This is a genomic window from Oceanimonas marisflavi, assembly GCF_003049725.1.
Taxonomy (GTDB): Bacteria; Pseudomonadota; Gammaproteobacteria; order Enterobacterales; family Aeromonadaceae; genus Oceanimonas; species Oceanimonas marisflavi.
This window is the reverse complement of record NZ_QAGM01000003.1, coordinates 103,201-125,796: the sequence shown is the minus strand read 5'-3', so window position 1 is coordinate 125,796 and position 22,596 is coordinate 103,201. Positions and strand designations below refer to the sequence as shown.

At 60.2% G+C, this 22,596-nt stretch carries 23 protein-coding genes and 1 other RNA gene; 18 read left to right on the top strand and 6 right to left on the bottom strand.

Annotated elements, in window-relative coordinates; all coding sequences use genetic code 11:
- Window positions 1-9 precede the first annotated feature (9 nt).
- On the top strand, window positions 10-1,266 hold the full coding sequence (murA, locus tag DA373_RS03320; RefSeq protein ID WP_107850931.1) for a UDP-N-acetylglucosamine 1-carboxyvinyltransferase: 1,257 nt from the start codon (window positions 10-12) through the stop codon (window positions 1,264-1,266).
- A 76-nt stretch (window positions 1,267-1,342) separates the two neighbouring features.
- Here the strand turns inward: murA and degS are convergent, their stop codons facing one another.
- Window positions 1,343-2,440: an outer membrane-stress sensor serine endopeptidase DegS gene (gene degS / locus DA373_RS03315; RefSeq protein ID WP_107850930.1), complete on the bottom strand. Its 1,098-nt coding sequence runs from the start codon at window positions 2,438-2,440 to the stop codon at window positions 1,343-1,345.
- Window positions 2,441-2,534: 94 nt separating this feature from the next.
- The gene (locus DA373_RS03310; RefSeq protein ID WP_107850929.1) at window positions 2,535-3,893 is read right to left on the bottom strand and encodes a Do family serine endopeptidase; all 1,359 of its coding nucleotides are present in this window, start codon (window positions 3,891-3,893) and stop codon (window positions 2,535-2,537) included.
- A gap of 213 nt (window positions 3,894-4,106) precedes the next feature.
- Between DA373_RS03310 and zapE the strand changes: the two genes are divergently transcribed.
- From zapE to DA373_RS03270, 8 genes are all read left to right on the top strand, one after another.
- Entirely contained in the window at window positions 4,107-5,207 is a 1,101-nt protein-coding gene (gene zapE, locus DA373_RS03305; RefSeq protein ID WP_107850928.1) for a cell division protein ZapE, read from the top strand.
- 251 nt (window positions 5,208-5,458) lie between these two features.
- Window positions 5,459-5,887, top strand: a complete 429-nt coding sequence (gene rplM / locus DA373_RS03300; RefSeq protein ID WP_107850927.1) for a 50S ribosomal protein L13 — start codon at window positions 5,459-5,461, stop codon at window positions 5,885-5,887.
- Window positions 5,888-5,902: 15 nt separating this feature from the next.
- A complete protein-coding gene (gene rpsI / locus DA373_RS03295) occupies window positions 5,903-6,295 on the top strand; it encodes a 30S ribosomal protein S9 (protein ID WP_094278007.1) in 393 nt (130 codons plus the stop codon).
- Between the two features lie 295 nt (window positions 6,296-6,590).
- Window positions 6,591-7,181 (top strand): ubiquinol-cytochrome c reductase iron-sulfur subunit, encoded by a 591-nt coding sequence (petA, locus tag DA373_RS03290; RefSeq protein ID WP_107850926.1) that lies wholly within the window; start codon window positions 6,591-6,593, stop codon window positions 7,179-7,181.
- Window positions 7,182-7,185: 4 nt separating this feature from the next.
- The gene (locus tag DA373_RS03285; protein WP_107850925.1) at window positions 7,186-8,403 is read left to right on the top strand and encodes a cytochrome b; all 1,218 of its coding nucleotides are present in this window, start codon (window positions 7,186-7,188) and stop codon (window positions 8,401-8,403) included.
- Entirely contained in the window at window positions 8,400-9,134 is a 735-nt protein-coding gene (locus tag DA373_RS03280) for a cytochrome c1 (RefSeq protein ID WP_107850924.1), read from the top strand. Before DA373_RS03285 ends, DA373_RS03280 begins: the two co-directional genes overlap by 4 nt.
- 88 nt (window positions 9,135-9,222) lie before the next feature.
- Window positions 9,223-9,852: a stringent starvation protein SspA gene (gene sspA / locus DA373_RS03275; protein WP_107850923.1), complete on the top strand. Its 630-nt coding sequence runs from the start codon at window positions 9,223-9,225 to the stop codon at window positions 9,850-9,852.
- 11 nt (window positions 9,853-9,863) lie between these two features.
- Window positions 9,864-10,286, top strand: coding sequence for a ClpXP protease specificity-enhancing factor (locus DA373_RS03270; protein ID WP_198650224.1), 423 nt, complete (start codon window positions 9,864-9,866; stop codon window positions 10,284-10,286).
- A gap of 46 nt (window positions 10,287-10,332) precedes the next feature.
- Here DA373_RS03270 and dolP read toward each other — a convergent pair whose 3' ends face one another.
- From dolP to DA373_RS03250, 4 genes are read right to left on the bottom strand one after another with little or no spacing between them, the layout of a single operon-like run.
- Window positions 10,333-10,911: a division/outer membrane stress-associated lipid-binding lipoprotein gene (gene dolP / locus DA373_RS03265; protein ID WP_107850921.1), complete on the bottom strand. Its 579-nt coding sequence runs from the start codon at window positions 10,909-10,911 to the stop codon at window positions 10,333-10,335.
- Window positions 10,912-10,915: 4 nt separating this feature from the next.
- A complete protein-coding gene (locus DA373_RS03260; RefSeq protein WP_107850920.1) occupies window positions 10,916-11,506 on the bottom strand; it encodes a D-sedoheptulose-7-phosphate isomerase in 591 nt (196 codons plus the stop codon).
- An 8-nt stretch (window positions 11,507-11,514) separates the two neighbouring features.
- Window positions 11,515-11,895 carry a YraN family protein gene (locus DA373_RS03255; protein ID WP_107850919.1) on the bottom strand — a complete coding sequence of 127 codons (381 nt, stop codon included), beginning with the start codon at window positions 11,893-11,895 and terminating at the stop codon, window positions 11,515-11,517.
- Window positions 11,852-13,579: a penicillin-binding protein activator gene (locus tag DA373_RS03250; protein ID WP_232821177.1), complete on the bottom strand. Its 1,728-nt coding sequence runs from the start codon at window positions 13,577-13,579 to the stop codon at window positions 11,852-11,854. The genes DA373_RS03255 and DA373_RS03250 overlap by 44 nt, the downstream gene beginning before the upstream one ends.
- Window positions 13,580-13,753: 174 nt before the next feature.
- On the opposite strand from DA373_RS03250, the gene rsmI reads away from it, so the two are divergent.
- The 9 genes from rsmI to mraY all read left to right on the top strand — a co-directional run bounded on the left by rsmI (window position 13,754) and on the right by mraY (window position 22,592).
- Entirely contained in the window at window positions 13,754-14,593 is an 840-nt protein-coding gene (gene rsmI / locus DA373_RS03245; protein WP_107850917.1) for a 16S rRNA (cytidine(1402)-2'-O)-methyltransferase, read from the top strand.
- Between the two features lie 52 nt (window positions 14,594-14,645).
- Window positions 14,646-15,028: RNase P RNA component class A (gene rnpB, locus DA373_RS03240), an RNA gene on the top strand.
- A 233-nt stretch (window positions 15,029-15,261) separates the two neighbouring features.
- The gene (mraZ, locus tag DA373_RS03235) at window positions 15,262-15,720 is read left to right on the top strand and encodes a division/cell wall cluster transcriptional repressor MraZ (protein ID WP_107850916.1); all 459 of its coding nucleotides are present in this window, start codon (window positions 15,262-15,264) and stop codon (window positions 15,718-15,720) included.
- Between the two features lie 2 nt (window positions 15,721-15,722).
- Window positions 15,723-16,667, top strand: a complete 945-nt coding sequence (gene rsmH / locus DA373_RS03230; RefSeq protein ID WP_107850915.1) for a 16S rRNA (cytosine(1402)-N(4))-methyltransferase RsmH — start codon at window positions 15,723-15,725, stop codon at window positions 16,665-16,667.
- Window positions 16,667-16,978 (top strand): cell division protein FtsL, encoded by a 312-nt coding sequence (gene ftsL / locus DA373_RS03225; protein WP_107850914.1) that lies wholly within the window; start codon window positions 16,667-16,669, stop codon window positions 16,976-16,978. Before rsmH ends, ftsL begins: the two co-directional genes overlap by 1 nt.
- On the top strand, window positions 16,975-18,723 hold the full coding sequence (locus DA373_RS03220) for a penicillin-binding transpeptidase domain-containing protein (protein WP_107850913.1): 1,749 nt from the start codon (window positions 16,975-16,977) through the stop codon (window positions 18,721-18,723). The genes ftsL and DA373_RS03220 overlap by 4 nt, the downstream gene beginning before the upstream one ends.
- Window positions 18,707-20,179, top strand: coding sequence for a UDP-N-acetylmuramoyl-L-alanyl-D-glutamate--2,6-diaminopimelate ligase (gene murE, locus DA373_RS03215; RefSeq protein WP_107850912.1), 1,473 nt, complete (start codon window positions 18,707-18,709; stop codon window positions 20,177-20,179). Before DA373_RS03220 ends, murE begins: the two co-directional genes overlap by 17 nt.
- The gene (locus DA373_RS03210; protein ID WP_107850911.1) at window positions 20,176-21,516 is read left to right on the top strand and encodes a UDP-N-acetylmuramoyl-tripeptide--D-alanyl-D-alanine ligase; all 1,341 of its coding nucleotides are present in this window, start codon (window positions 20,176-20,178) and stop codon (window positions 21,514-21,516) included. Before murE ends, DA373_RS03210 begins: the two co-directional genes overlap by 4 nt.
- Window positions 21,510-22,592 (top strand): phospho-N-acetylmuramoyl-pentapeptide-transferase, encoded by a 1,083-nt coding sequence (mraY, locus tag DA373_RS03205; protein ID WP_107850910.1) that lies wholly within the window; start codon window positions 21,510-21,512, stop codon window positions 22,590-22,592. Before DA373_RS03210 ends, mraY begins: the two co-directional genes overlap by 7 nt.
- The last annotated feature ends 4 nt before the right edge of the window (window positions 22,593-22,596 follow it).

Sequence of the window (22,596 nt, the reverse complement as noted above, 5' to 3'; positions counted from 1 at the left end):
GGAGCGCGAATGGACAAGTTCAGAATTCAGGGCCCCTGCCGGCTCGCCGGTGAAGTGACCATCTCCGGCGCCAAGAACGCCGCCCTGCCCATATTGTTCGGCACCCTGCTGTGTGATGAGGCGGTACATCTCGCCAACGTGCCCCGGCTGAAAGACGTGGACACCACGCTTCAGCTGCTGGCCTCCATGGGCGTGGACGTGAAGGTCAATGGTGATGTCACCGTGCTTGCCGGCGCGGTCAACAGCCACATTGCCCCTTATGAGCTGGTGCGCACCATGCGCGCCTCCATTCTGGCGCTGGGGCCGCTGGTGGCCAAATTCGGCAAGGCCGATGTGTCCCTGCCCGGCGGTTGCGCCATCGGCGCCCGCCCGGTCAACCTGCATATTCACGGCCTGGAGCAAATGGGCGCGAAGATCCGTGTTGAAGACGGTTATATCAAGGCCCGGGTTGATGGCCGGCTGAAAGGCGCTCACATTCTGATGGATATGGTCAGCGTGACCGGCACCGAAAACCTGATGATGGCGGCGGTGCTGGCGGAAGGCCGGACCATTATCGAAAACGCGGCCCGGGAGCCGGAAGTGGTGGATCTGGCTCACTTCCTCAATGCCTTGGGCGCCAACATTCAGGGCATTGGTCAGGACACCCTGATTATCGACGGCGTCGAGGCCTTGCACGGCGGCAGTTACAGCGTGCAGCCGGATCGCATTGAAACCGGCACCTTTCTGGTGGGGGCTGCGGTCACCGGCGGTGACATCACCTGCCGCAACACGGATCCGCACCTGCTGGAAGCCGTGCTGGTCAAGCTCAGGGAAGCGGGTGCCTTGGTGGAAACCGGAGAAGACTGGATTCGCCTCGATATGACCGGCCGTACTCTCAAGCCGGTGGACATCAAGACCGCGCCCTATCCGGCCTTTCCTACCGACATGCAGGCCCAGTTCACCGTGCTCAATGCCGTGGCCAAGGGGGTGGGCCGGGTCACCGAGACCATTTTTGAAAACCGCTTTATGCACGTGCCCGAACTTAACCGCATGGGCGCCAACATTGAGCTGAATGGCAACCTGGCCATTTGCGGCGATACCGAGCAACTCACCGGCGCCACCGTGATGGCCACGGATCTGCGCGCCTCTGCCAGCCTGGTGCTGGCCGGTTTTGTGGCGGAAGGCACCACTATCGTGGATCGCATCTACCATATCGACCGCGGTTACGAGGTTATCGAAGACAAGCTGTCCGCCCTGGGCGGACAAATCGAGCGTATCAAGGCGTAATCTATCGTGAGGAGTGAGGCGTAAGGAGACAGGTGCCAAACCATCTCTGCCTCACCCCTCACTCCTCTCATCTCACTTACCTCAGGCGCTGAAAGCGGCGATCTTCCTCGATCTGCACCGGCAGGGTCAGCATTTTTCCCTCGCGCAGCAGGGTAATACTGACTTCCGTGCCCGGGCGGGTTTCCGCCACCATGTCCATGGCGTGCCGGGTATTGACGATCTCCTTGCCGTCTATGGCCAGCAGCACATCGCCGCTGATGATGCCGGCCCGATCTGCCGGCGCATCCGGGCTGACATTGTCGACATAGATACCGGCCTGCTGCTCCAGATTCAGCAGCCGGGCCATGACCGGCGGAATATCGGCGCCACCGATGCCCAGATAGCCCCGAATGACCCGGCCGTTGGCGATCAGCTCCTCCATAATGCGGGTCGCCAGGGCGTAGGGAATGGCAAAGCTGATGCCGTAGCTTTCCTGATGGGCCACGCTCTGAAATGAAGCGGTATTGATGCCCACCAGCTCACCATACACATTGACCAGGGCACCGCCGGAATTACCGGCGTTGATGGCGGCGTCGGTCTGCAGCAGATCCTGACGGCCGTTGCTGTCGGGGCCCATGCTTGACAGGCCGGTGCGGCCGGTGGCGCTGATGATGCCCTGAGTAATGGTCTGGCCCACGTTATAGGGGTTGCCGATGGCCAGCACAATATCGCCTACCTGAGGGTTGAGATCCTGACTCTGGGGAATGGCCGGCAGCCGGTCGGCATCGATCTTCAGCACCGCCAGATCCGTGGGCACATCAAAACCGATCACCTTGGCGGCGATAATGCGGCCATCCTGCAGTGCCACTATGACCTGATCGGCCTCGGCGATCACATGAAAATTGGTGAGAACGTAACCTTTGGGCGACATGATCACCCCTGAGCCCAGGCCGGTGGCGCTCAGCTCCGGGCTGGACCCTTGATGCTGAAAGCTGCGGGTATAGATATTGACCACGGCGGGCCCGGCCCGGGCGGCGGCATAGGCAAAACTGGTGACACTGCTCTGGGGGTTGCGCAACCAGTGCTCAAGGGACTGGGTACGCAGCTGGGGAAACAGTAATAACAGCAGCACGGCCATCAGCACGCCGTAGAACACGCCCTGAAGACTGTATTTGAAAAGGGTGGCTGGCCGCATGGCATGACGTGGTGGTTTCTGGGTCCACCAAGCATAACATAACCGGCCGGAGATGGGAGTCAGCCGGCGGCAGACTCCCTTTACAGTCAGTAAGTTATCTCAGAACCAGATAGATGGAAGAGTTGCCGCGCTGAATATTCAGGGCCAGCACCTCCGGCTTGGCGTCGATGATCTGGCGCAGTTCGCCCAGCTCTTTCACCCGCTGGCGGTTAACGCCGATAATGATGTCGCCTTCTTCCAGGCCGGCCATTGCCGCGGGCGTGCGTGGCGTGACCTCGGTGACCTTGACGCCACGTACGCCATCCTTGCTGTCACTGTTGGCCAGGGATGCGCCTTCCAGTGCCCGGTGCAGGGTGTTGGCCGCGACTTTCTGTTCACTGGCATGATCCAGGGTGACCTCGACGGTTTTTTCCTTGCCGTCCCGGAACAGGCCCAGCTTGACGGTGCGGTCTGCCCCCATGGTGGCCACCTTGGCGCGCAGCTCGCCAAAGGAGCGTATTGGTTTGCCGTCCAGGCTGATGATGATATCACCGGCCTTGAGTCCGGCCTTGTCAGCGGCGGAGTCTTCCAGCACCTGGCTGACAAAGGCACCGTGCTGGCTGCGGTAGCCAAAGGTGCGGGCCAGCTCGGAAGTGAGTTCACCGCCCATCACACCCAGTACGCCCCGGCGAACTTCACCGTATTCCAGGATCTGATCCGCCAGGTTTTTTACCATGTTGGCGGGAATGGCAAAGCCGATACCAATGTTGCCGCCGCCCGGACCGAGAATGGCGGTGTTGATACCGACCAGATTCCCTTCCATATCCAGCAGGGCGCCGCCGGAGTTACCGGAGTTGATGGCGGCGTCGGTCTGAATAAAGTTTTCCAGGTTTTCCACGTTCAGGCCGGTGCGACCCAGCGCACTGATGACGCCCGTGGTCACGGTCTGGCCCAGACCAAAGGGATTGCCGATGGCGATGGCGAAATCACCCACCCTGAGCTTGTCGGAGTCGGCAAAGCCGATTTCCACCAGATCTTTTGCATCCACTTTGAGCAGGGCGATGTCGGATTCCTTGTCGGCACCGATCAGTTCGGCTTCGTATTCCTGACCATCGATCAGGGTGATGAGTATCTTGTCGGCGTCTTCAATGACGTGATTGTTGGTGATCACATAGCCCTTGTCGGCATCGATGATCACCCCCGAGCCCAGAGCCTGAAAGGGTCGCTCCCGCACCTGTTCGCCGGGCACATTGGGGCCAAAGAAAAAGCGGAACGGCTCGGGCAGTACCTGGCGGCTGACCTTGCTGCCGGATACCGAAATATTGACCACACCGGGGCTGACCTTTTCCACCACCGGCGCCAGGCTGTTGATCTCGCTGCCGGCGCCAAAGGGCAGGGCGGCCTGAGCCGAGGGAAGGATGGCCAGACCCATGCTCAGGGCCAGGGCGGAAACCAGGGGGAGTCGACCTTTCATGCACATGCTCCTCAATATTCAAAAAGATAAATGCCGTAAATTGAGTGTTCAGACTCACCGCCGTGAGCAGAGTTCCGTGCCGGCGTGTCAAACGGCGCTGTTTTCATTAATTGTGCTTTTTGTGTGGAAGATCAAGCCTCTGCCGCCCACTTCTTGCCCGGCTATCAAGCTGACCATACACTGGTGACCACACGCATCCTTTTACTGACAGGCATGACTCCGAGCAGCAAATACCAGGCGGATCTGGCCCGCTCCGATTTTGTTCACGACCCGGCTCAGGCCGAAGCGGTGTCCCATCTGCAGCGCCTCTATGATGAACTGACCGCGCCTCCGGCCGCAATGCCCCGGCCCAGCCTGTGGCAGCGGCTCACCGGCCGCGGCGAAGCGCCGGCCCAGTCCATTCGCGGCCTCTATTTCTGGGGCGGCGTAGGGCGGGGCAAGACCTATCTGATGGATACCTTTTACGACTGTCTGCCCTTTGATCGCAAGCTCAGGGTGCACTTTCACCGTTTTATGGTGCGGGTGCATGACGAGCTGCAAAGCCTGAAGGGACAGCCGGATCCCCTTAAAACCGTGGCCGAGCGGCTGGCCCGGGACGCCCGGGTGATCTGCTTTGACGAGTTTTTCGTGTCGGATATCACCGATGCCATGATCCTCGGCACTCTGTTTGAATATCTGTTCGGCCACGGCGTGATCCTGGTGGCCACCTCCAATATTCCCCCGGACGAGCTGTATCGCAACGGCCTGCAGCGGGCCCGCTTTTTGCCGGCCATTGCCCTGATCAAGGCCAACTGCGAGGTGGTCAACGTGGACTCGGGTACCGATTACCGGCTGCGCACCCTGCAACAGGCGGAAATTTATCATTACCCCCTCGACGCTCAGGCCAGTGCCAATCTGGAGCAGTATTTTGCCCGCCTGAGTAACGAGCCGGGGCGCTGGGGGGGCGTCATTGAAGTCAATCACCGCCGGTTGTCCACCATTGCCGAGGGGGACGGCGTGCTTTATATCGGGTTTGAGGAGCTGTGCTGCACCGCCCGCTCCCAGCTTGACTACATCGAGCTGGCCCGCTGCTATCACACGGTATTACTGGCGGACGTGCAGCCCATGGGGCTGGACACCGACGATGCCGCCCGGCGCTTTATCGCCATGGTGGATGAGTTCTATGAGCGCCACGTCAAGCTGATCATCTCGGCGGCGGTGCCCATGGAGCAATTGTACGGAGAAGGGCGGCTCAATTTTGAATTCCGGCGCTGCCTGTCGCGGCTGACCGAAATGCAGTCCCACGAATATCTTGCCAGAGAGCACCTTCCTTAGTCACAATATGCGCCCCCGATCCGAGGCATGACCGGGGGAAGGGCGGGCGAGCCGGCCGGTTTCAACGGGCATTGAAATTAGCAGGTGATTTTTAAGGCAACTTTACCTATAATCGCCCGGCCCACGTTACACAGCCGCCGATAAGGTGGCATCACAGTAAGCAGACAACTACTCGAAGGGGTAGGGGGTCTGGTCGTGTTTTGCGCATGTGCGCAAGTGTAGGATTCATTTTCAGTAATTTGGGTTCATCCATGAAAACTTTTGTTGCTAAGCCAGAAACCGTCAAGCGTGACTGGTATGTTGTTGATGCAGAGGGCAAAACTCTGGGTCGTCTGGCCACCGAGATCGCCCGCCGCCTGCGCGGTAAGCACAAGCCGGAATTTACTCCTCACGTTGACTGCGGTGACTACATCATCGTAATCAATGCCGAGAAGGTACAGGTTACCGGTAACAAGGCCTCTGACAAGATTTACTACTCCCACTCCGGTTTTCCGGGTGGCATCAAGTCCATCAGCTTTGAAAAGCTGATCGACCGCAAGCCCGAGATGGTAATCGAGTCTGCCGTACGCGGCATGCTGCCCCGCGGCCCCCTGGGTCGTGCCATGTACCGCAAGATGAAAGTCTATGCGGGCAGCCAGCACAACCATGCTGCGCAACAACCTCAAGTACTGGACATCTAAGGCGGGATTAGGCAAATGGCAGAAACTCAATACTACGGTACCGGCCGTCGCAAAAGCTCCACTGCGCGCGTATTCGTAAAAGCGGGCAGCGGTAACATCGTTATCAACCAGCGTTCACTGGATCAGTATTTCGGTCGTGAAACCGCCCGCATGGTGGTTCGTCAGCCGCTGGAACTGACCGAGCTGAGCGAGAAGCTGGACCTGTACATCACTGTATCCGGTGGTGGTATCTCCGGTCAGGCTGGCGCCATCCGCCACGGCATTACCCGTGCGCTGATGCAGTATGACGAAACCCTGCGCGGTGCCCTGCGCAAGGCCGGCTTCGTGACCCGTGACGCCCGTCGCGTTGAGCGTAAGAAAGTTGGTCTGCACAAGGCGCGCAAGCGTCCCCAGTTCTCCAAGCGTTAATTGGGACAGCAGTCTTGTATTTCAAAGCCCGGTTTATCCGGGCTTTTTTATTGTCTGACGTTGTTTGGGCAGTATGAAAGTTTGTTGTTTATGTGTTGATTTGAAACAACTTTAGGCCCGATATTCGAGAGCTGTGACACAGTGCGCGTCCTTGTAAAAGAGCGCGCTTTTCATTAGAATTTCCGGGTTTTTTGTGGCAATTGAAACCAGAATATCCGCCGCGATTGTCACATCGCAGTATCAATGCATGGAATGAAAAAATAAATGTGCGGAGACCAAATGGGAGAGTTTTTGGATGAGCAATGCGCCAGTTGATACCGGTCGCCGCAGGTTTCTGACCTGGTCAACCACAGTTGTGGGTGGGGTCGGAGCTGCTTTTGCCGCTGTGCCCTTTATCGCATCGTGGAACCCCAGCGCCAAGGCGAAAGCCGCCGGCGCCCCGGTAGAAGTTGATATCAGCAAAATGGAACCCGGTCAGTTGATCCGGGTAGAGTGGCGGGGCAAGCCGGTGTGGGTCGTGCGCCGCAGTCAGGAGATCCTGGACGGCCTGCCCAAGCATGACAACCAGCTGCGGGATCCTGCCTCCGAGCAGCCGCAACAGCCGGGTTATGCCCAGAACGCCTACCGTTCCATCAAGCCCGAGGTGTTTGTGGCCGTGGGTCTGTGTACTCACCTGGGCTGTTCGCCCACCTATCTGCCAGACAGCTTTGGCGAGCAGGTGCAGGGCGTAAGCGCCGGCTTTTTCTGCCCCTGTCACGGCTCCAAGTTTGACATGGCCGGCCGCGTGTTCCAGGGGGTTCCCGCTCCGCTGAACCTGGTCATCCCCCCTTATTACTATGTCAACGACACCACCATTCTGGTGGGTGAAGACAAGGAAGGAGCCTAACACCATGCTGGGTAAACTCGTAAGCTGGATCGACGAGCGCATTCCGATGACAGCGACCTACAACAAGCACGTAGGTCAGTATCCCGCGCCCAAGAACTTCAACTTCTGGTACTTTTTTGGCTCCCTGGCCATGCTGGTACTGGTGAACCAGATCCTCACCGGTATCTGGCTGACCATGAACTACAACCCGTCCGGTGAGGGCGCCTTTGCCTCTATCGAATACATCATGCGGGACGTGGAATACGGCTGGCTGCTGCGCTACATGCACAGTACCGGTGCCTCCGCCTTCTTCGTGGTGGTCTACCTGCACATGTTCCGCGGTCTTATCTACGGCTCCTACCAGAAGCCCCGCGAACTGCTGTGGTTGTTCGGCATGCTGATCTTCCTGGTGCTGATGGCGGAAGCCTTTATGGGCTACCTGCTGCCCTGGGGTCAGATGTCGTTCTGGGGTGCTCAGGTCATTATCTCGCTGTTCGGCGCCATTCCGGTGATCGGAGACGATCTGACCCTGTGGATCCGTGGTGACTATGTTATCTCCGGTGCCACCCTGACCCGCTTCTTCGCGCTGCACGTGATTGCCCTGCCGCTGGTGCTGGTGATCCTGGTGTTCCTGCACATCGTCGCGCTGCACGAAGTGGGCTCCAACAACCCCGACGGTATCGACATCAAGAAAAACAAGGACGAGAACGGCTGGCCGAAAGACGCCATTCCCTTCCATCCCTACTACACCGTAAAAGACATAGTGGGTGTGGCCGGATTCCTGTTCTTCTTCGCCTTTGTGATCTTCTTTATGCCCGAAGGCGGCGGCTACTTCCTGGAAGCGCCGAACTTTGAGGCAGCCAACGGCCTGAAGACCCCCGAGCATATTGCGCCGGTATGGTACTTCACTCCGTTCTACGCCATTCTGCGTGCGGTACCCGACAAGCTGATGGGTGTTATCCTGATGGGCCTGTCCATTGCCGTGCTGTTCGTACTGCCCTGGCTGGATCGCTGCAAGGTGCGTTCCTTCCGCTACCGCAGCAAGCTGCACCTGCTGAACATCGTTCAGTTTGTGATCTGCTTTATCATTCTGGGTATTCTGGGCGCACTGCCGTCCACGCCGGTACTGACGCTGCTGGCCCAGGTGACTTCGTTCGGCTATTTCGCCTTCTTCGTGCTGTTGTTCTTCTACAGCAAAAACGAAAAAACCAAGCCGCTGCCAGAGAGGGTAACGTTCAAATGAAAAGGATAGTTGTTGCATTATTTGCGCTGTTGCCGGCCCTGACCTTTGCCGCTGGCAGCAATGTTCACCTCGACGAGGCGGACTATGACCTGACCGACAAGGCTTCGCTGCAAAACGGCGCCAAGTTGTTCATGAACTACTGTTCAGGCTGTCACAGCACTCAGTATCAGCGCTACAACCGCGTGGCCGAGGATCTGGGCATTCCGGAAGACGTGATGCAGGCCAACCTGAACTTCACCGGCGTGGCCATCGGCGACCTGATGGAGAATGCCATTCCCGAGAAGGATGCCGCCAACTGGTTTGGCGCCGCGCCGCCGGATCTGACTCTGGTGGCCCGGGTTCGTGGTGCCGACTGGCTGTACACCTACCTGCGTTCCTTCTACAAGGACGACAGCCGCCCGTTTGGTGTGAACAACCTGGTGTTCCCGTCTGTGGGCATGCCTCACGTGCTGGAGCCGCTGCAGGGCAGTGCCCGGCTGGAAACCGAGACCCGTACCGTTGACGGTGTGGAAGTGGTGACTCCGGTAGGCATCAAATCTGATGGCAACGGCGAACTGACCGCCGGCGAATATGACCAGGCGGTACTGGATATCGTCAACTTCCTGGTGTATTCAGGTGAGCCGGTCAAGCTGGAGCGCCAGCGCCTCGGCTACTGGGTACTGGGCTTCCTGGCCATCTTCTTCGTCATTGCCTATTTGCTGAAGAAGGAATACTGGCGGGACGTTCACTGAACAGACGTCGTCTGAGCTGAGCAGGTGAACGGCAATGGGGGTATAATGCTTCCATTGCCGTTCCCATTTTTGATTTCTGGAGGATTCAATGGCAGTTGCGGCCAACAAACGTTCCATTATGACGCTGTTTTCGGGCGCCGATGACATCTACAGCCATCAGGCTCGTATTGTGCTGGCGGAAAAAGGCGTCAGTGTAGAGATCAGTCAGGTTGAGCCTGACAGCCTGCCCGAGGACATGCTGGAGCTGAACCCCTACGGTACCGTACCGACCCTGGTTGACCGTGAGTTGGTGCTTTATGAGTCTCGCATCATTATGGAATACCTGGATGAGCGTTTTCCTCATCCGCCGCTGATGCCGGTGTATCCGGTGGCCCGGGGCAACAGCCGGCTGATGATGCACCGCATCGATCAGGACTGGTATTCGCTGGTGGCCCGCATTCAGCGTGGTGACAAGGCCGATGAGGCCCGCAAGGAGCTGCGTGAGGCGCTGCTGGCCATTGCGCCGGTATTTGCCGAGTATCCCTTCTTCATGAGTGAAGAATTCAGCCTGGTCGACTGCTACATGGCTCCGCTGCTGTGGCGGCTGCCTTCTCTGGGGATCGAGCTGTCCGGTCGTGGTGCCAAGGAGATCAAGGCCTACATGGTTCGCCTGTTTGAGCGTGATTCCTTCCAGGCCTCGCTCACCGAAGCCGAGCGCGATATGGGCGGCAAGGTTTGACCATGGAAGAGATGACCCCCAGTCGTCCCTATGTGCTGCGGGCCTTCTACGACTGGCTGCTGGACAATGAACTGACCCCGCACCTGCTGGTAAACGCCGAGGTTCCTCATACCGAGGTGCCACACCAGTATGTGAATGACGGTCAGATTGTGCTGAATATCTCACCCAGTGCCGTGGTGGGCCTGCACATGGACAACGAAGCGGTCAGCTTTAATGCCCGTTTTGGCGGTCAGCCGCTGCAGGTCTATATTCCCATGGCGGCAGTGGTGGCCATTCAGGCCCGTGAAAACGGTGCCGGCACCTTCTTTCCGCCGGAGCCGGCCTATGAGGCCTGGCTGGAAGCGGCCAGTGAGGAAGATCAGCCGGCCTCGCCACCCGAGATGGAATCGCCTCAGCCCAAAAAGGGCAGACCCAACCTCAAGGTCATCAAGTAATAAAAAACGCAGCCATCTGGCTGCGTTTTTTATTATGTGTCACGCCTCAGGGCGCCGCCTGCACGTATTCAAACATGGTCATGACCTGGCGCACGCCGGCGATGCTGCGGGTCAACTGCACCGCGATATTGCCTTCCTTTTGAGTAACCAGACCGATCAGGAACACCTCGCCGTTCTCGCTCACTACCTTGAGCTTGGAGCCGTCGATGTTCTTTTCCGCCAGCAGGGTGCTTTTGACCTTGGAGGTCAGCCAGGTGTCCCGGCTCTGCTGAGTCAGGGTGAGGGGCTGGCCGATGCGAACCTCGTTGAACACCTCTTTTACCCCGGGCACGCTCCGTACAATTTCCTCGGCCCGTATCCGGTAATCCTCGGTGGGGGTCTGACCGATCAGCAGGGCCTTGCCATTGGTGGTGATCACCGCAAAGCGGCTTTCGTTCCACATGGGTTTTTCTTCACCCAGGCGGTGCAGGGCGCGCATTTCAATGGTCTGATCGCTGATCTGGGTACCCAGAGTACGTCTGTCGGTAATCATATTGGCGCCGGTGGTGCCGCCCGCGGCCACCAGGCCGGCACAGCCCTGCAACAGGGTGAGTGACGTCAGCATAACGGCCAGTGTCTTGTTCATTCAGTCAGTCCTCCTGGCTGGGAAACAGGGTGCGGTCAATCAGGTCACACAAACAATGAAGGGTGAGCAGGTTTACCTCGTGAATACGTGGCGCACGCAGGGCCGGCACCCGTATTTCCACATCGTTGGGGCCAAGCAGGCCCGCCAGCTCGCCGCCGTCGCCACCGCTCAGGGCCACTATGGTCATGTCCCGGCTCAGCGCCGCCTCGGCGGCCTTGATCAGGTTGCGGCTGTGACCGCTGGTGGAAATCACTACCAGCACATCGCCGGCCTGACCCAGGGCCCTGATCTGGCGGGCATAGGCGTCATCGAAGTGGTGATCCACGGCCACGGCGCTGATGCTGCTGGTGTCCAGGGTCAGACAGATGGCCGGCAATGCCGGGCGTTCGGTTTCATAGCGGTTAATCAGCTCGCTGACAAACAGCTGGGCCAGGGCATTGGAGCCGCCGTTGCCGCACACCAGCAATTTGTTGCCGTTAAGCAGGCACATCACCATCATCTGGGCGGCGGCCAGAATGTCGTCGGGCAGCGCCTCGGCGGCGGCAATCTTGGTCTGAATGCTTTCGGTAAAGCTGGCTTTTATTTCTTCCTGCATGAGGCTCCTTAAAAGGCGTTTTGTATCCAGTTGATTTGGTCGCCGTCACAGGCGACCAGGTCGAAACGGCAGGACTGATGCGCTTCGTTCAGTCCCTTCATATGCAGATAGCAGAGTGCGGTGCGGCGCAATTTTGCCTGTTTGGCCCGGGTAACCGACACCGCCGCGCCGCCAAATTGACTGCGTTGGCGAAAGCGTACTTCCACAAACACCAGGGTGTTGCCCTGGCGCATAATAAGGTCGATCTCACCCAGTTTGCACTGATAGTTACGGGTGACCGGCTGCAGCCCCTGAGCCTGCAGATAGTCTTCGGCCCGGCGCTCGTGAATGGCGCCGTAGGCGCGTTTATTGCTGCCCGGGCTCTTGTCCGATGGAAATCCAGTTGCCATTGACGTACTCCCTCCATTGCAGGCGGCGCTGCAGCACGCCCTCGGGCGATACCGTCAGCTCGCCGGTCAGCCCGGGTATTGCCGGTGCGCCCTGGCGCAGGGCTGGCAGCTGCGGTATCAGGGTTCTGGCATCAAAACCCAGGGCGAACAGCCTGAGCCAGGCGGTGTCGGCATCGGGCCACAGCTCCAGCACTTCTTCCTTCAGCCGAGGCGTGCCGTCAAACAGCCAGGGCATGTCCGCCAGGCGCAATCCGGCCAGCTCACCCATGGGGGCTTCACCGGCAGGAATATAGCTGCGGGAGATGACATAGGTGGGCAGACGCTCGGCCCGGCTGTCCCGCACAAAATCGAAGTAAGGCAGAATATAGCGGGTTTCGGCGGCGTTGGTGACCATAAACACCGAATCGGCCGGTCGGGCCTCGGGTACCAGGCCGGGTTCACCGTTCACCGGCAATACCTGACCGGCGGTGGCGGGCCGGCGGCTCAGGGCCCGTCGGACATCGCCTTCGATGCCGGCCTGATCACTGAAATAAGCGAGAATGGCGGGGAGGCCGCTCTGGGCCTGCCACTGACGATCGAACTCGGCGGCTACCCGCCGGCCCAGCTCGTTGGCCGGTGCAAATACCAGCGGCTGCCGATGGCCGTCGTCCCACATGCGGCGGGCGGCATCGGCAGCTTCTCCTTCGGGGGACAGGGAAAAGTAGTAAAAGGCGGCCAGCTCCGGCTGATAGGCTGGCTGGTTCAGGGCCAGTACCGGCATGGCCGGATCCTGCTTGAGCAGGGCATCCACGTTTTCCTTGAGCAGGGGGCCGAGAATAAAATCGGCGCCGGCCTGCATGACCTGCTGGTAGAGCGCGGCCATGCCGGTGCCCTGAGTGTCAAAAAAGCTGACCCGGGCCGACTGGCCCTGACTGGCGCTGAGAATGCCGTTGCGAATGGCTTCTCCCTGTTCGGCCAGGCGACCGGACAGGGGTAACAGCACGGCGATATGGGCAGGATCAAATGACTGTCCCTGAGCGGTGCTCAGGGATTCGGGCAGATAAGCCCGGCCCGGGTGCTCCGGATAGCTGCTGCTCCAGGACTGCAGTTGCCAGTTGCGCTGAGCGGCGGGCAGTCCTTCGGCATTGAGAATGGCCATCAGCCGGAACCAGCCATTGGCGTCGGCCGAATTGCTTCTGCCCTGTGCCTGACGCAGGGCGGAGGGGGACTGGGTACTCAGCAGCTGGTAAATACGTTCCCGGTTGCTGTTCTGGGCGGGACCGGTCAGCAGCGAATGGCGGGCGACAAGGGCTTTGGCGGCTTCAAGAGTCTGTTGCTGCTGCTCATAGGCATTGGCTTGCAGCAGCCACAGATAGGCCTGACCCGATGAGGGCAGACGCCGGGCATCTATGCTCAGCAGCCGCTGCAGGCTCTGGCCCGGTTGTTTTTCCTGCAGCAGGGTGGCGGCTTCAAGCAGGCTGACAACGGGTATTTGTTGCAGGGTGGCGCCGGTACGCAGGGTCTGCAACCGGGCCTTTGCTTCGGCAACGTGATTTTGTTGCAGCAGGCTCCGTACCGTCAGCACTCGCCAGGCGAAGGCGTTGTCACCGGTGGCGACGTCGGCCTGAGCCAAATACTGCTCCACGGGCCGGCTGAGGGGACTGAACATGTCGGGGGCCGGTTCGGGAGTCACCTTTGGTTGCATTAGCCCGGTACCACAGGCGGCGAGTACGGATGAAAGCACCAGGGTGCACAGCAGTCGTGTTACACTGGCCCATTGAGTTTGAGTTGCCAATCCCTTATTTCCCATGCTGAGTCATTCTGGTCCTAAGTGTAATCGGGCCGGGACGGTGAAACAATTGCTTGCACAGGAGTCCTTATGAGCCAGGCTGCCGCCCTTTATATTGTGCCTACCCCCATCGGAAACCTGGGAGACATCAGCCAGCGGGCGCTGGATATTCTGAGCCAGGTGGACGTGATCGCCTGCGAGGACACCCGGCATACCGGCAAGCTGCTGTCTCACTACCAGATTGGCACACCCACTTGGGCGTTGCACGATCATAACGAGCAACACAAGGCCGAGCAGCTTGTTGGCCGCCTGCTGGAAGGCAAGAGCATCGCCCTGGTGTCGGATGCGGGCACGCCGCTTATCAGCGACCCGGGCTATCACCTGGTCAACCGCTGTCGCGAGGCCGGTGTACAGGTGGTAGCCCTGCCCGGACCCTGTGCGGCGGTCACCGCCCTGTCGGCAGCCGGTCTGCCCACGGATCGTTTTGTGTTCGAAGGCTTTTTGCCGGCAAAAGACAAGGCGCGTACCGACAAGCTGGAAGCGCTCAAGGATGAGCCCAGGACCATGGTGTTTTACGAATCCCCCCGCCGCCTGCTCGATACGGTGACGGCACTGGTGGACATCATGGGCCCGGAACGCCGTCTGGTGGTCGCCCGTGAGCTGACCAAAGCCTTTGAATCCATTCATGGCCTGCCGGCCGGAGAGATGCTCGGCTGGCTGAAGGAAGACGCCAACCGCTGCCGTGGCGAGATCGTGCTGATGGTGGCCGGGCACAAGGCGGAGGCCGATGCCCTGCCGGTGCCGGCGCTGAAGACCCTGGCGCTGCTCAGCGCCGACCTGGGGCTGAAAAAGGCTGCCGCCCTGACCGCCGAGATCCACGGCCTGAAAAAGAACGCCCTGTACAAATACGGTCTGGAAGCGGGGCTGTAACCGGGAAGGATTTACACTGGCACCGCTGGCCCGGCTGAGGTACACTGCGCGCCGAGCTGGCCGGACAATCGCTGCCTCGTCGTTGTGCCTTTGGCAGACGGGCGAGGGGGAGGAAAGTCCGGGCTCCACAGGGCAGGGTGCCAGGTAACGCCTGGGGGGCGTGAGCCCACGACCAGTGCAGCAGAGAGCAGACCGCCGATGGCCTTAGGGCACAGGTAAGGGTGAAAGGGTGCGGTAAGAGCGCACCGCGCGGCTGGCAACAGTCCGTGGCACGGTAAACTCCACCCGGAGCAAGACCAAATAGGCCTCCTACAGGCGCGGCCCGCGCTGGAGGCGGGTAGGTTGCTGGAGCCGGCGAGCGATTGCCGGCCTAGAGGAATGATTGTCAATCGGGCTTGCCCGATACAGAACCCGGCTTACAGGCCAGCTCAACCACTTTCTATCAGCAGCGCAGCCTATGGCTGCGCTGCTTGCTTTCCGCCTTATTTTAATCCTTCCTCTTTTTCTGCTTTATATCTTCACCGGCCCCGTTGAAGGCCAGTGCCCACAGAGTCCTTTGTCGTGAGCCGTTATTTCCTTGCTTGAAATGCCGGTATTGGCTCCTTACACTTGGTGCGGTGGGAAAAAGTGGATCTTTGTGGAACAAAGCGGAATCAACAGGACTCTGAATGCTGCGCGGTGCCCATGCCATCAGCCTGGACAGCAAGGGGCGGCTGGCCATACCAACCCGATATCGCGGGCCATTGCATGAAGAGTGCGACGGCCTGCTGGTGTGCACCATCGACATCAGTCATCCCTGCCTGTTGCTGTATCCGCTTGGCGAATGGGAGCTGATAGAAAAAAAGCTGCGTAGTCTGTCGAGCACTCACCCTCAGGAACGGCGATTGCAGCGATTGCTGCTGGGGCATGCTACCGAGTGCGAGCTGGATGGTCATGGACGTCTTCTGGTTCCCGGCACTCTCAGGCAGCATGCGGGGCTTGAGAAAAAAATCATGCTGGTGGGGCAGCTCAATCGTTTTGAAGTCTGGAGCGATGCCCGCTGGCAACAACAAATAAACGATGACCTGCAGGCGCTGGAAAGCGAAGGCTGGGAATCCTCCGAACGATTGCGGGACTTTTCGCTATAACCATGAGTGAACAACAGGCACACATTACCGTTCTGCTTGAAGAAGCAGTGGCCGGTCTTAATATTCGCCCCGACGGCATCTATGTCGACGGTACCTTTGGTCGGGGCGGGCACTCTCGCCATATTCTGTCAAAACTGGGTCCCAACGGCCGGCTGCTGGCCATTGACCGGGATCCGGCGGCCATTGCCGTGGCAGAGCAAATCAATGATCCCCGCTTTCGCATACTGCACGGACCGTTTTCACGTCTGGCCGGAATGATGGAAGCCGAAGGGCTGACCGGCAAGGTCGACGGCGTTCTGCTCGATCTGGGCGTGTCGTCGCCTCAGCTGGATGACGCCGAGCGCGGCTTCAGTTTTCAGAAAGACGGTCCCCTGGATATGCGCATGGATCCCTCCAGTGGCCAAAGTGCCGCCGACTGGCTCAACCATGCGGACATGGATGACATTGCCTGGGTGCTGAAAACCTTTGGTGAAGAACGTCATGCCCGCAAGATTGCCCGGGCCATCGTGCACGACCGCCAGACTACCCCCTGGACCCGTACCCGCCAGCTGGCGGAGATGATCGCCCGGGTTAACCCCAGCAAGGAAAAGAACAAGCACGCCGCCACCCGCAGCTTTCAGGCCATTCGCATCTATATCAACAGCGAGCTGGACGAGATCGAACAGGCGCTGAAAGGAGCGCTGGATGTGCTGGCACCGGGTGGCCGGCTGTCGGTGATCAGCTTTCACTCCCTGGAAGATCGTCTGGTCAAACACTTTATTCGCAAGCAGGAAAAGGGCCCCGAGGTGCCTCCCGGTCTGCCGCTGACGGAAGCCCAGCTGGCCGGTGGTCGCACGCTGAAGAGCGTGGGCAAGGCGCAAAAGCCGTCGCTTGAGGAAGTGGCAGCCAACCCCCGTGCGCGCAGCTCGGTATTGCGGGTAGCCGAGCGGCTGGAGACCGGTGAGTAATGGACAGCCGCATCAACCTGGCCCGGGAGATCGGGCTGGATCTGTGGCGTTACAAATGGCTGTTGGGGCTTGCCATCATGACAGTGGTATCGGCCATGACGGTGATCGTGGTAACCCATGGCACCCGGCAGCTGACCAGTGAATACAACGAACTGATGGCCGAGCAGGACAAGCTCGATATTGAGTGGCGCAATCTCTTGCTGGAGCAGAATACCCTGATGGAGCACAGCCGCATCGAGGCGCTGGCCCGTGAGAAGCTGGGCATGAAACGGCCCGAGCCGGGCAAGGAAAAACTGGTGATGCAACCATGAGCTGGCGCAAAAAGCAGAAAAAAGAGCCCATGCTGGCCCGCGGGCGGTTTTACTTTACCTGCGGCGTCATCCTGCTGGCCTTTTTTGCCCTTTTTGCCCGGGCCGCCTGGATCCAGGTGATCTCGCCGGATCGGTTGCGGCTGGAAGGGGATCTGCGCTCCCTGCGCTCCACTGCGGTCAGCAATACTTCCCGGGGCATGATCATGGATCGCAACGGCGAAGAGCTGGCGGTATCGGTGCCGGTGCAGGCGGTGTGGGCGGATCCCAAACAGATCCATGCCGAGCACAGCCTCGACAAGGAGCAGGCCTGGCGGGCGCTGGCCGAAGTGCTGGGGGTGCCGCACGACAAGCTGTTGTCCAGAGTGCAGGATCCCAAACGACGTTTTGTCTACCTGCAGCGCCAGGTGACACCGGCGGTGGCCGAATATATTCGCAAGCTGCGCCTGCCGGGGGTGCACCTGCGGCCGGAAGAACGGCGTTTTTATCCTACCGGTGAGATCAATGCTCACCTGGTGGGCATGACCAATATCGACGGTGCCGGTATAGAAGGCATAGAGCGCGCCTTTAACGACTGGCTCACCGCTCAGCCCGGCGAACGCAAGGTGCGCAAGGATCGCCTGGGCCGGGTTATCGAGGATCTGGGAGTGGTATCGGAAGCGCGTCAGGCCAACAATATCGAGCTGACCATAGACCAGCGGGTACAGGCGCTGGCCTACCGTTCCCTCAAACGCGCCTTTGAATTCCACCGGGCCACCTCGGCCTCGCTGGTGATGCTGGATGTCAAGACCGGCGAAGTGGTGGCCATGGTCAATGCGCCTTCATTCAACCCCAACAACCGCAGCCAGTATCAGGGCTTTCGTGCCCGCAACCGGGCGGTAACCGATGCCTATGAGCCCGGCTCCACCCTCAAGCCGATGATAGTGGTGAGTGCCCTGGAAAACGGCGTGATCAAGGCTGACAGCATGATCGATACCAATCCGGGCTGGATGCGGCTGGGCGGCAAACGGGTATCGGATCACCGTAACCTCGGCAATATCAGCGTGGAAACCGTGCTTCAGCGCTCTTCCAACATGGGCATGGTGCGCATGGCCATGGAAGAAACGCCGGCCCAGATGCTCGATACCCTTTACCGCTTTGGTCTGGGCATCGATTCGGGCATGGGGCTGGTGGGCGAGAGCACCGGCATGGTGCCCCAGCGCCGGCGCTGGTCCGATATCGAGCAGGCCACGCTGTCGTTTGGTTACGGTGTTACCGTCACGCCGCTGCAGCTGGCCCAGGCCTACGCCATTCTGGCCAATGGCGGTATGCGTTATCCGCTGAGCATCGTCAAGCGCAGTCAGCGGCCGGCAGGGGAACAGGTGATTCCCCGTCGTCATGCCGAGGCGGTGCTGCACATGCTGGAAAGCGTGGTAAAGCCGGGCGGAACCGCCACCAATGCGGCCATTGCCGGTTACCGGGTGGGGGGCAAGACGGGGACTTCTCGCAAGGCCATCGCCGGCGGCTATGGCAGCGACTATGTGGGTCTGTTTGCCGGTGTGGCTCCCTTGAGCGATCCCCGCCTGGCCATGGTGGTGGTGATCAACGAGCCCCAGGGCGATCAGTATTATGGCGGCCAGGTGGCGGCCCCGGTATTTGCCGAGGTGATGAGTGGTGCCCTGCAGCTGCTCAACATTCGCCCCGATGCGGCTACCGAAGAACAATTCCAGCTGGCAGGACAGGAGGCAGCCGTTGTCCCTCACACTTAGAGAACTGGCGATTCCCCTGGGCCATTCGGCTCCGGCTATCGCCATTGATCGCATTACCCTCGACAGCCGGAGTGTCACCCCCGGCTGTCTGTTTATTGCCGTTAACGGTCATCAGACCGACGGTCGCCGCTTTATCGACAGCGCCCTGCAGCAGGGCGCAGCGGCGGTGATGTATCAGGTCGACGATCCCGAGCTGGCCGGCCTGAATGCTCAGGACCACCGTCTGCTGGGGGTTTACCGGCTGCCGGAGCAGCTGTCGCGGCTGGCCGGGGCCTTTTACGGCGAGCCTTCCGGGCAACTGCAGCTGGTGGGGGTCACCGGCACCAACGGCAAAAGCACCGTCTCCCAGCTGATCGCCCACTGGAGTCAGCTGCTGGGCACTAGTACCGGCGTGATGGGCACCCTTGGAAATGGCCTCTGTGGCCAGCTCAGACCGGCGGTCAATACCACGGGTTCGGCGCTGGAGGTGCAGGCGGAACTGGCAGCCATGCTGAAAGCAGGTGCGCACAGAGTGGCCATGGAAGTATCGTCTCACGGCCTGCACCAGCACAGAGTGGCCGCGCTCGATTTTGACGTGGCGGTGTTCACCAATCTGAGCCGGGATCACCTGGATTATCACGGCACCATGGCCGAATACGGCGAGGCCAAGCGCAGCCTGTTTGAGCTGTGCCAAGGGGGCCGAGTGATCAATGCCGACGACGTGCTCGGGCGGCGTTGGCTGGGGCGTTACCCGAATGCCGTGGCCTACAGCCTGCATGGCCGGCTGGCAGATTTTCCCGGCCGTCAGCTGGTGGCGGAAACGGTACATTTTTACGGCGACGGAGTGAAAGTGACCATTAACTCCGACTGGGGGAATGGTGTATTATCCGCCCCCCTGATCGGCCGTTTCAACGTCGCCAATCTGCTGGCCGCCATGGGCGCGCTGCTGGTATTGGGTGAGTCTTTTGAACGGCTGCTGGAAACGGCCCCGAAACTGGTGGGGGTGGCCGGGCGCATGGAGCCCTTTACCGCCCCGGGCAAACCCCTGGTGGTGGTGGATTACGCTCACACACCGGATGCCCTGGAACAGGTACTGCAGGCCTTGCGTCAGCATTGCCGGGGCCGGCTGTGGTGTCTGACCGGCTGCGGTGGCGATCGGGACAGGGGCAAGCGCCCCTTGATGGCGGCGGCGGCAGAAAGTGCCGCCGACGTGGTGATCCTGACCGATGACAATCCGCGCACCGAGTCGCCCGAAGCCATCATCGCCGACATGCAGGCCGGGCTGAATGTGCCGGAGGAGGCCATCGTTATTCACTCCCGGACCGAGGCCATTGCCCATGCTCTGGGCGCAGCGGACGAGCGGGACATCATTTTGGTAGCAGGCAAGGGTCATGAGGATTATCAGATAGTGGGCACGCAAACCATCCATTACAGCGACCGGGAAACCGTGGCCGCCCTGCTGGGAGACGCCCGGTGATTGCGATTTCCCTGAACCGGCTGGCCGCCGCCTCCGGCGGCGAGCTGCGCGGTGCCGACCGCGATATTCTGGCGGTGTCTACCGACAGCCGTCAGCCCATGAATGAGGGCTGCCTGTTTGTGGCGCTGTCCGGTGAGCGTTTTGACGCCCACGACTTTGCTATCCAGGCGGTGGAGCAGGGCGCTGCCGCCCTGCTGGTGGAACGCTGGCTGGATCTGGACCTGCCCCAGGTCCGTGTGGCCGATATCCGGCTGGCCCTGGGGGTGCTCGGTGGCCTGGTGCGGGCGCAGAGCCATGCGCGGGTGCTGGCCATTACCGGCAGCTGTGGCAAGACCACGGTCAAGGAAATGGCTGCCAGCATACTGCGCCAGAAAGGGGAAGTGCTGGCCACCCGGGGCAACCTCAACAATGAGATTGGCGTGCCCCTGACCCTGTGCGAACTGAGCGAGAGCACCGACTATGCGGTGATTGAGCTGGGCGCCAATCACATCGGTGAAATCGCCTGGACCAGCTCGCTGACAAGGCCCCATGTGGCGCTTATTAACAATGTGGAAGCCTCGCACCTGGAAGGCTTTGGCTCCCTGGAAGGTATCGCCCAGGCCAAGGGAGAAATCTACAGCGGCCTGGAGCCTGATGGCGTGGCCATCGCCAACGGCGACAGTCCCTTCTGCAGCCTGTGGAAACAGCAGGTGGAGCTTACGTATTTCGGCGATCGGCGTGACTATCAGGCCCGTGATATCAGTCTCGATGCTGCCGGCTGCGCCCGTTTCCGCTTGCTGACGCCTCAGGGTGAGGTGGAAGTGCAACTGCCGGTGCCCGGCAAACACAATGTGGCCAATGCCCTGGCGGCGGCCGCCGGCACCGAGCAGCTGGGCGCCACCCTGGCAGAGATTGCGACCGGACTTGCCGCCTTCGCGCAGGCAAAGGGGCGATTGCAGGTATGGACGCGACCCGGTCTGACGGTACTGGATGATACTTATAACGCCAGCGTCGCCTCGGTGCTGGCGGGTCTGGATACCCTGGCCAGCCTGCCGGGTTACCGTATTTTTGTGTTTGGCGACATGGCCGAACTCGGTGATTACAGCCGCGAGATGCACGTCAAGGTGGGTGAGCATGCCCGCCGGCTCGGCATTGATGCCGTACTGACCGTGGGTGAGGACAGCCGGCAAACGGCAACGGCGGCTCAGGGTCGCCATTTTGACAACAAGCAACAACTGTGGCCGGAGCTGAAAGCAGCCCTGGCTGCACACAACAAGGTGGTCGTTTTGGTCAAGGGTGCACGCAGTGCCCGGATGGAACAACTGGTCCGGGCCATTCAGGAGGGAGAGCTATGCTAGTCTGGCTGGCGGAATGGCTGACTCCCCATTTCAGCTTTTTTAATGTTTTTTCCTATCTCACATTCAGGGCCATCATTTCCATTCTGACCGGTCTGCTGGTGTCGCTGTGGATCGGTCCCCGGCTTATTCGCCGGCTGCAGAAACTGCAGATTGGCCAGGTGGTGCGCAACGACGGTCCAGAGTCCCATTTCAGCAAGGCGGGCACGCCCACCATGGGCGGCCTGATGATCCTGATTGCCATTTTTGTGTCTGTGCTGCTGTGGGCCCGGCTGTCTAACCCCTATGTATGGGTGGTGCTGTTTGTGCTGGGGGCCTTTGGCGCTATCGGATTTGTGGATGATTACCGCAAGGTGGTGCGCAAGAATACCGACGGTCTGATCGCCCGCTGGAAGTACTTCTGGCAGTCGGCGGCGGCGCTGGCGGCGGCGGGCTTTGTTTACTGGATTGCTAAGGATCCGGCCCAGACCCAGCTGGTGGTGCCTTTTTTCAAGGATGTGATGCCCCAGCTCGGACTGTTCTTTGTGGTGCTCAGCTACTTCGTGATCGTGGGCTCGAGCAATGCGGTCAACCTGACCGACGGTCTCGACGGCCTGGCCATTATGCCCACCGTGATGGTGGCGGCAGGCTTTGCGCTGGTGGCCTGGGCTACCGGCAACGTCAAGTTTGCCGAATACCTGCACATACCCTACGTAGCCAATGCCGGCGAGCTGACCGTGGTGTGTACCGCCATTGTCGGTGCCGGCCTGGGTTTTTTGTGGTTCAACACCTTTCCCGCTCAGGTATTCATGGGCGATGTGGGTTCACTGGCGCTGGGGGCCACCCTTGGCGTGATCGCCGTGCTGGTGCGTCAGGAGTTTCTGCTGGTGATCATGGGCGGCATTTTCGTGATCGAAACCCTGTCGGTGATCCTGCAGGTGGGCTCCTACAAGCTGCGCGGCCAGCGGGTCTTTCGCATGGCACCCATTCACCATCACTATGAACTGAAAGGCTGGCCAGAGCCTCGCGTGATTGTGCGCTTCTGGATCATTACCCTGATGCTGGTGCTCACCGGCCTGGCCACCCTCAAGCTGAGATAACGCC

Excerpts from the sequence above, each read along its gene's own strand:
- murA (WP_107850931.1), top strand. The coding sequence starts at position 10 with ATGGACAAGTTCAGAATTCAGGGCCCCTGCCGGCTCGCCGGTGAAGTG.
- degS (WP_107850930.1), bottom strand. The coding sequence starts at position 2,440 with ATGCGGCCAGCCACCCTTTTCAAATACAGTCTTCAGGGCGTGTTCTAC.
- DA373_RS03310 (WP_107850929.1), bottom strand. The coding sequence starts at position 3,893 with ATGAAAGGTCGACTCCCCCTGGTTTCCGCCCTGGCCCTGAGCATGGGT.
- zapE (WP_107850928.1), top strand. The coding sequence starts at position 4,107 with ATGACTCCGAGCAGCAAATACCAGGCGGATCTGGCCCGCTCCGATTTT.
- rplM (WP_107850927.1), top strand. The coding sequence starts at position 5,459 with ATGAAAACTTTTGTTGCTAAGCCAGAAACCGTCAAGCGTGACTGGTAT.
- rpsI (WP_094278007.1), top strand. The coding sequence starts at position 5,903 with ATGGCAGAAACTCAATACTACGGTACCGGCCGTCGCAAAAGCTCCACT.
- petA (WP_107850926.1), top strand. The coding sequence starts at position 6,591 with ATGAGCAATGCGCCAGTTGATACCGGTCGCCGCAGGTTTCTGACCTGG.
- DA373_RS03285 (WP_107850925.1), top strand. The coding sequence starts at position 7,186 with ATGCTGGGTAAACTCGTAAGCTGGATCGACGAGCGCATTCCGATGACA.
- DA373_RS03280 (WP_107850924.1), top strand. The coding sequence starts at position 8,400 with ATGAAAAGGATAGTTGTTGCATTATTTGCGCTGTTGCCGGCCCTGACC.
- sspA (WP_107850923.1), top strand. The coding sequence starts at position 9,223 with ATGGCAGTTGCGGCCAACAAACGTTCCATTATGACGCTGTTTTCGGGC.
- DA373_RS03270 (WP_198650224.1), top strand. The coding sequence starts at position 9,864 with ATGACCCCCAGTCGTCCCTATGTGCTGCGGGCCTTCTACGACTGGCTG.
- dolP (WP_107850921.1), bottom strand. The coding sequence starts at position 10,911 with ATGAACAAGACACTGGCCGTTATGCTGACGTCACTCACCCTGTTGCAG.
- DA373_RS03260 (WP_107850920.1), bottom strand. The coding sequence starts at position 11,506 with ATGCAGGAAGAAATAAAAGCCAGCTTTACCGAAAGCATTCAGACCAAG.
- DA373_RS03255 (WP_107850919.1), bottom strand. The coding sequence starts at position 11,895 with ATGGCAACTGGATTTCCATCGGACAAGAGCCCGGGCAGCAATAAACGC.
- DA373_RS03250 (WP_232821177.1), bottom strand. The coding sequence starts at position 13,579 with ATGCAACCAAAGGTGACTCCCGAACCGGCCCCCGACATGTTCAGTCCC.
- rsmI (WP_107850917.1), top strand. The coding sequence starts at position 13,754 with ATGAGCCAGGCTGCCGCCCTTTATATTGTGCCTACCCCCATCGGAAAC.
- mraZ (WP_107850916.1), top strand. The coding sequence starts at position 15,262 with ATGCTGCGCGGTGCCCATGCCATCAGCCTGGACAGCAAGGGGCGGCTG.
- rsmH (WP_107850915.1), top strand. The coding sequence starts at position 15,723 with ATGAGTGAACAACAGGCACACATTACCGTTCTGCTTGAAGAAGCAGTG.
- ftsL (WP_107850914.1), top strand. The coding sequence starts at position 16,667 with ATGGACAGCCGCATCAACCTGGCCCGGGAGATCGGGCTGGATCTGTGG.
- DA373_RS03220 (WP_107850913.1), top strand. The coding sequence starts at position 16,975 with ATGAGCTGGCGCAAAAAGCAGAAAAAAGAGCCCATGCTGGCCCGCGGG.
- mraY (WP_107850910.1), top strand. The coding sequence starts at position 21,510 with ATGCTAGTCTGGCTGGCGGAATGGCTGACTCCCCATTTCAGCTTTTTT.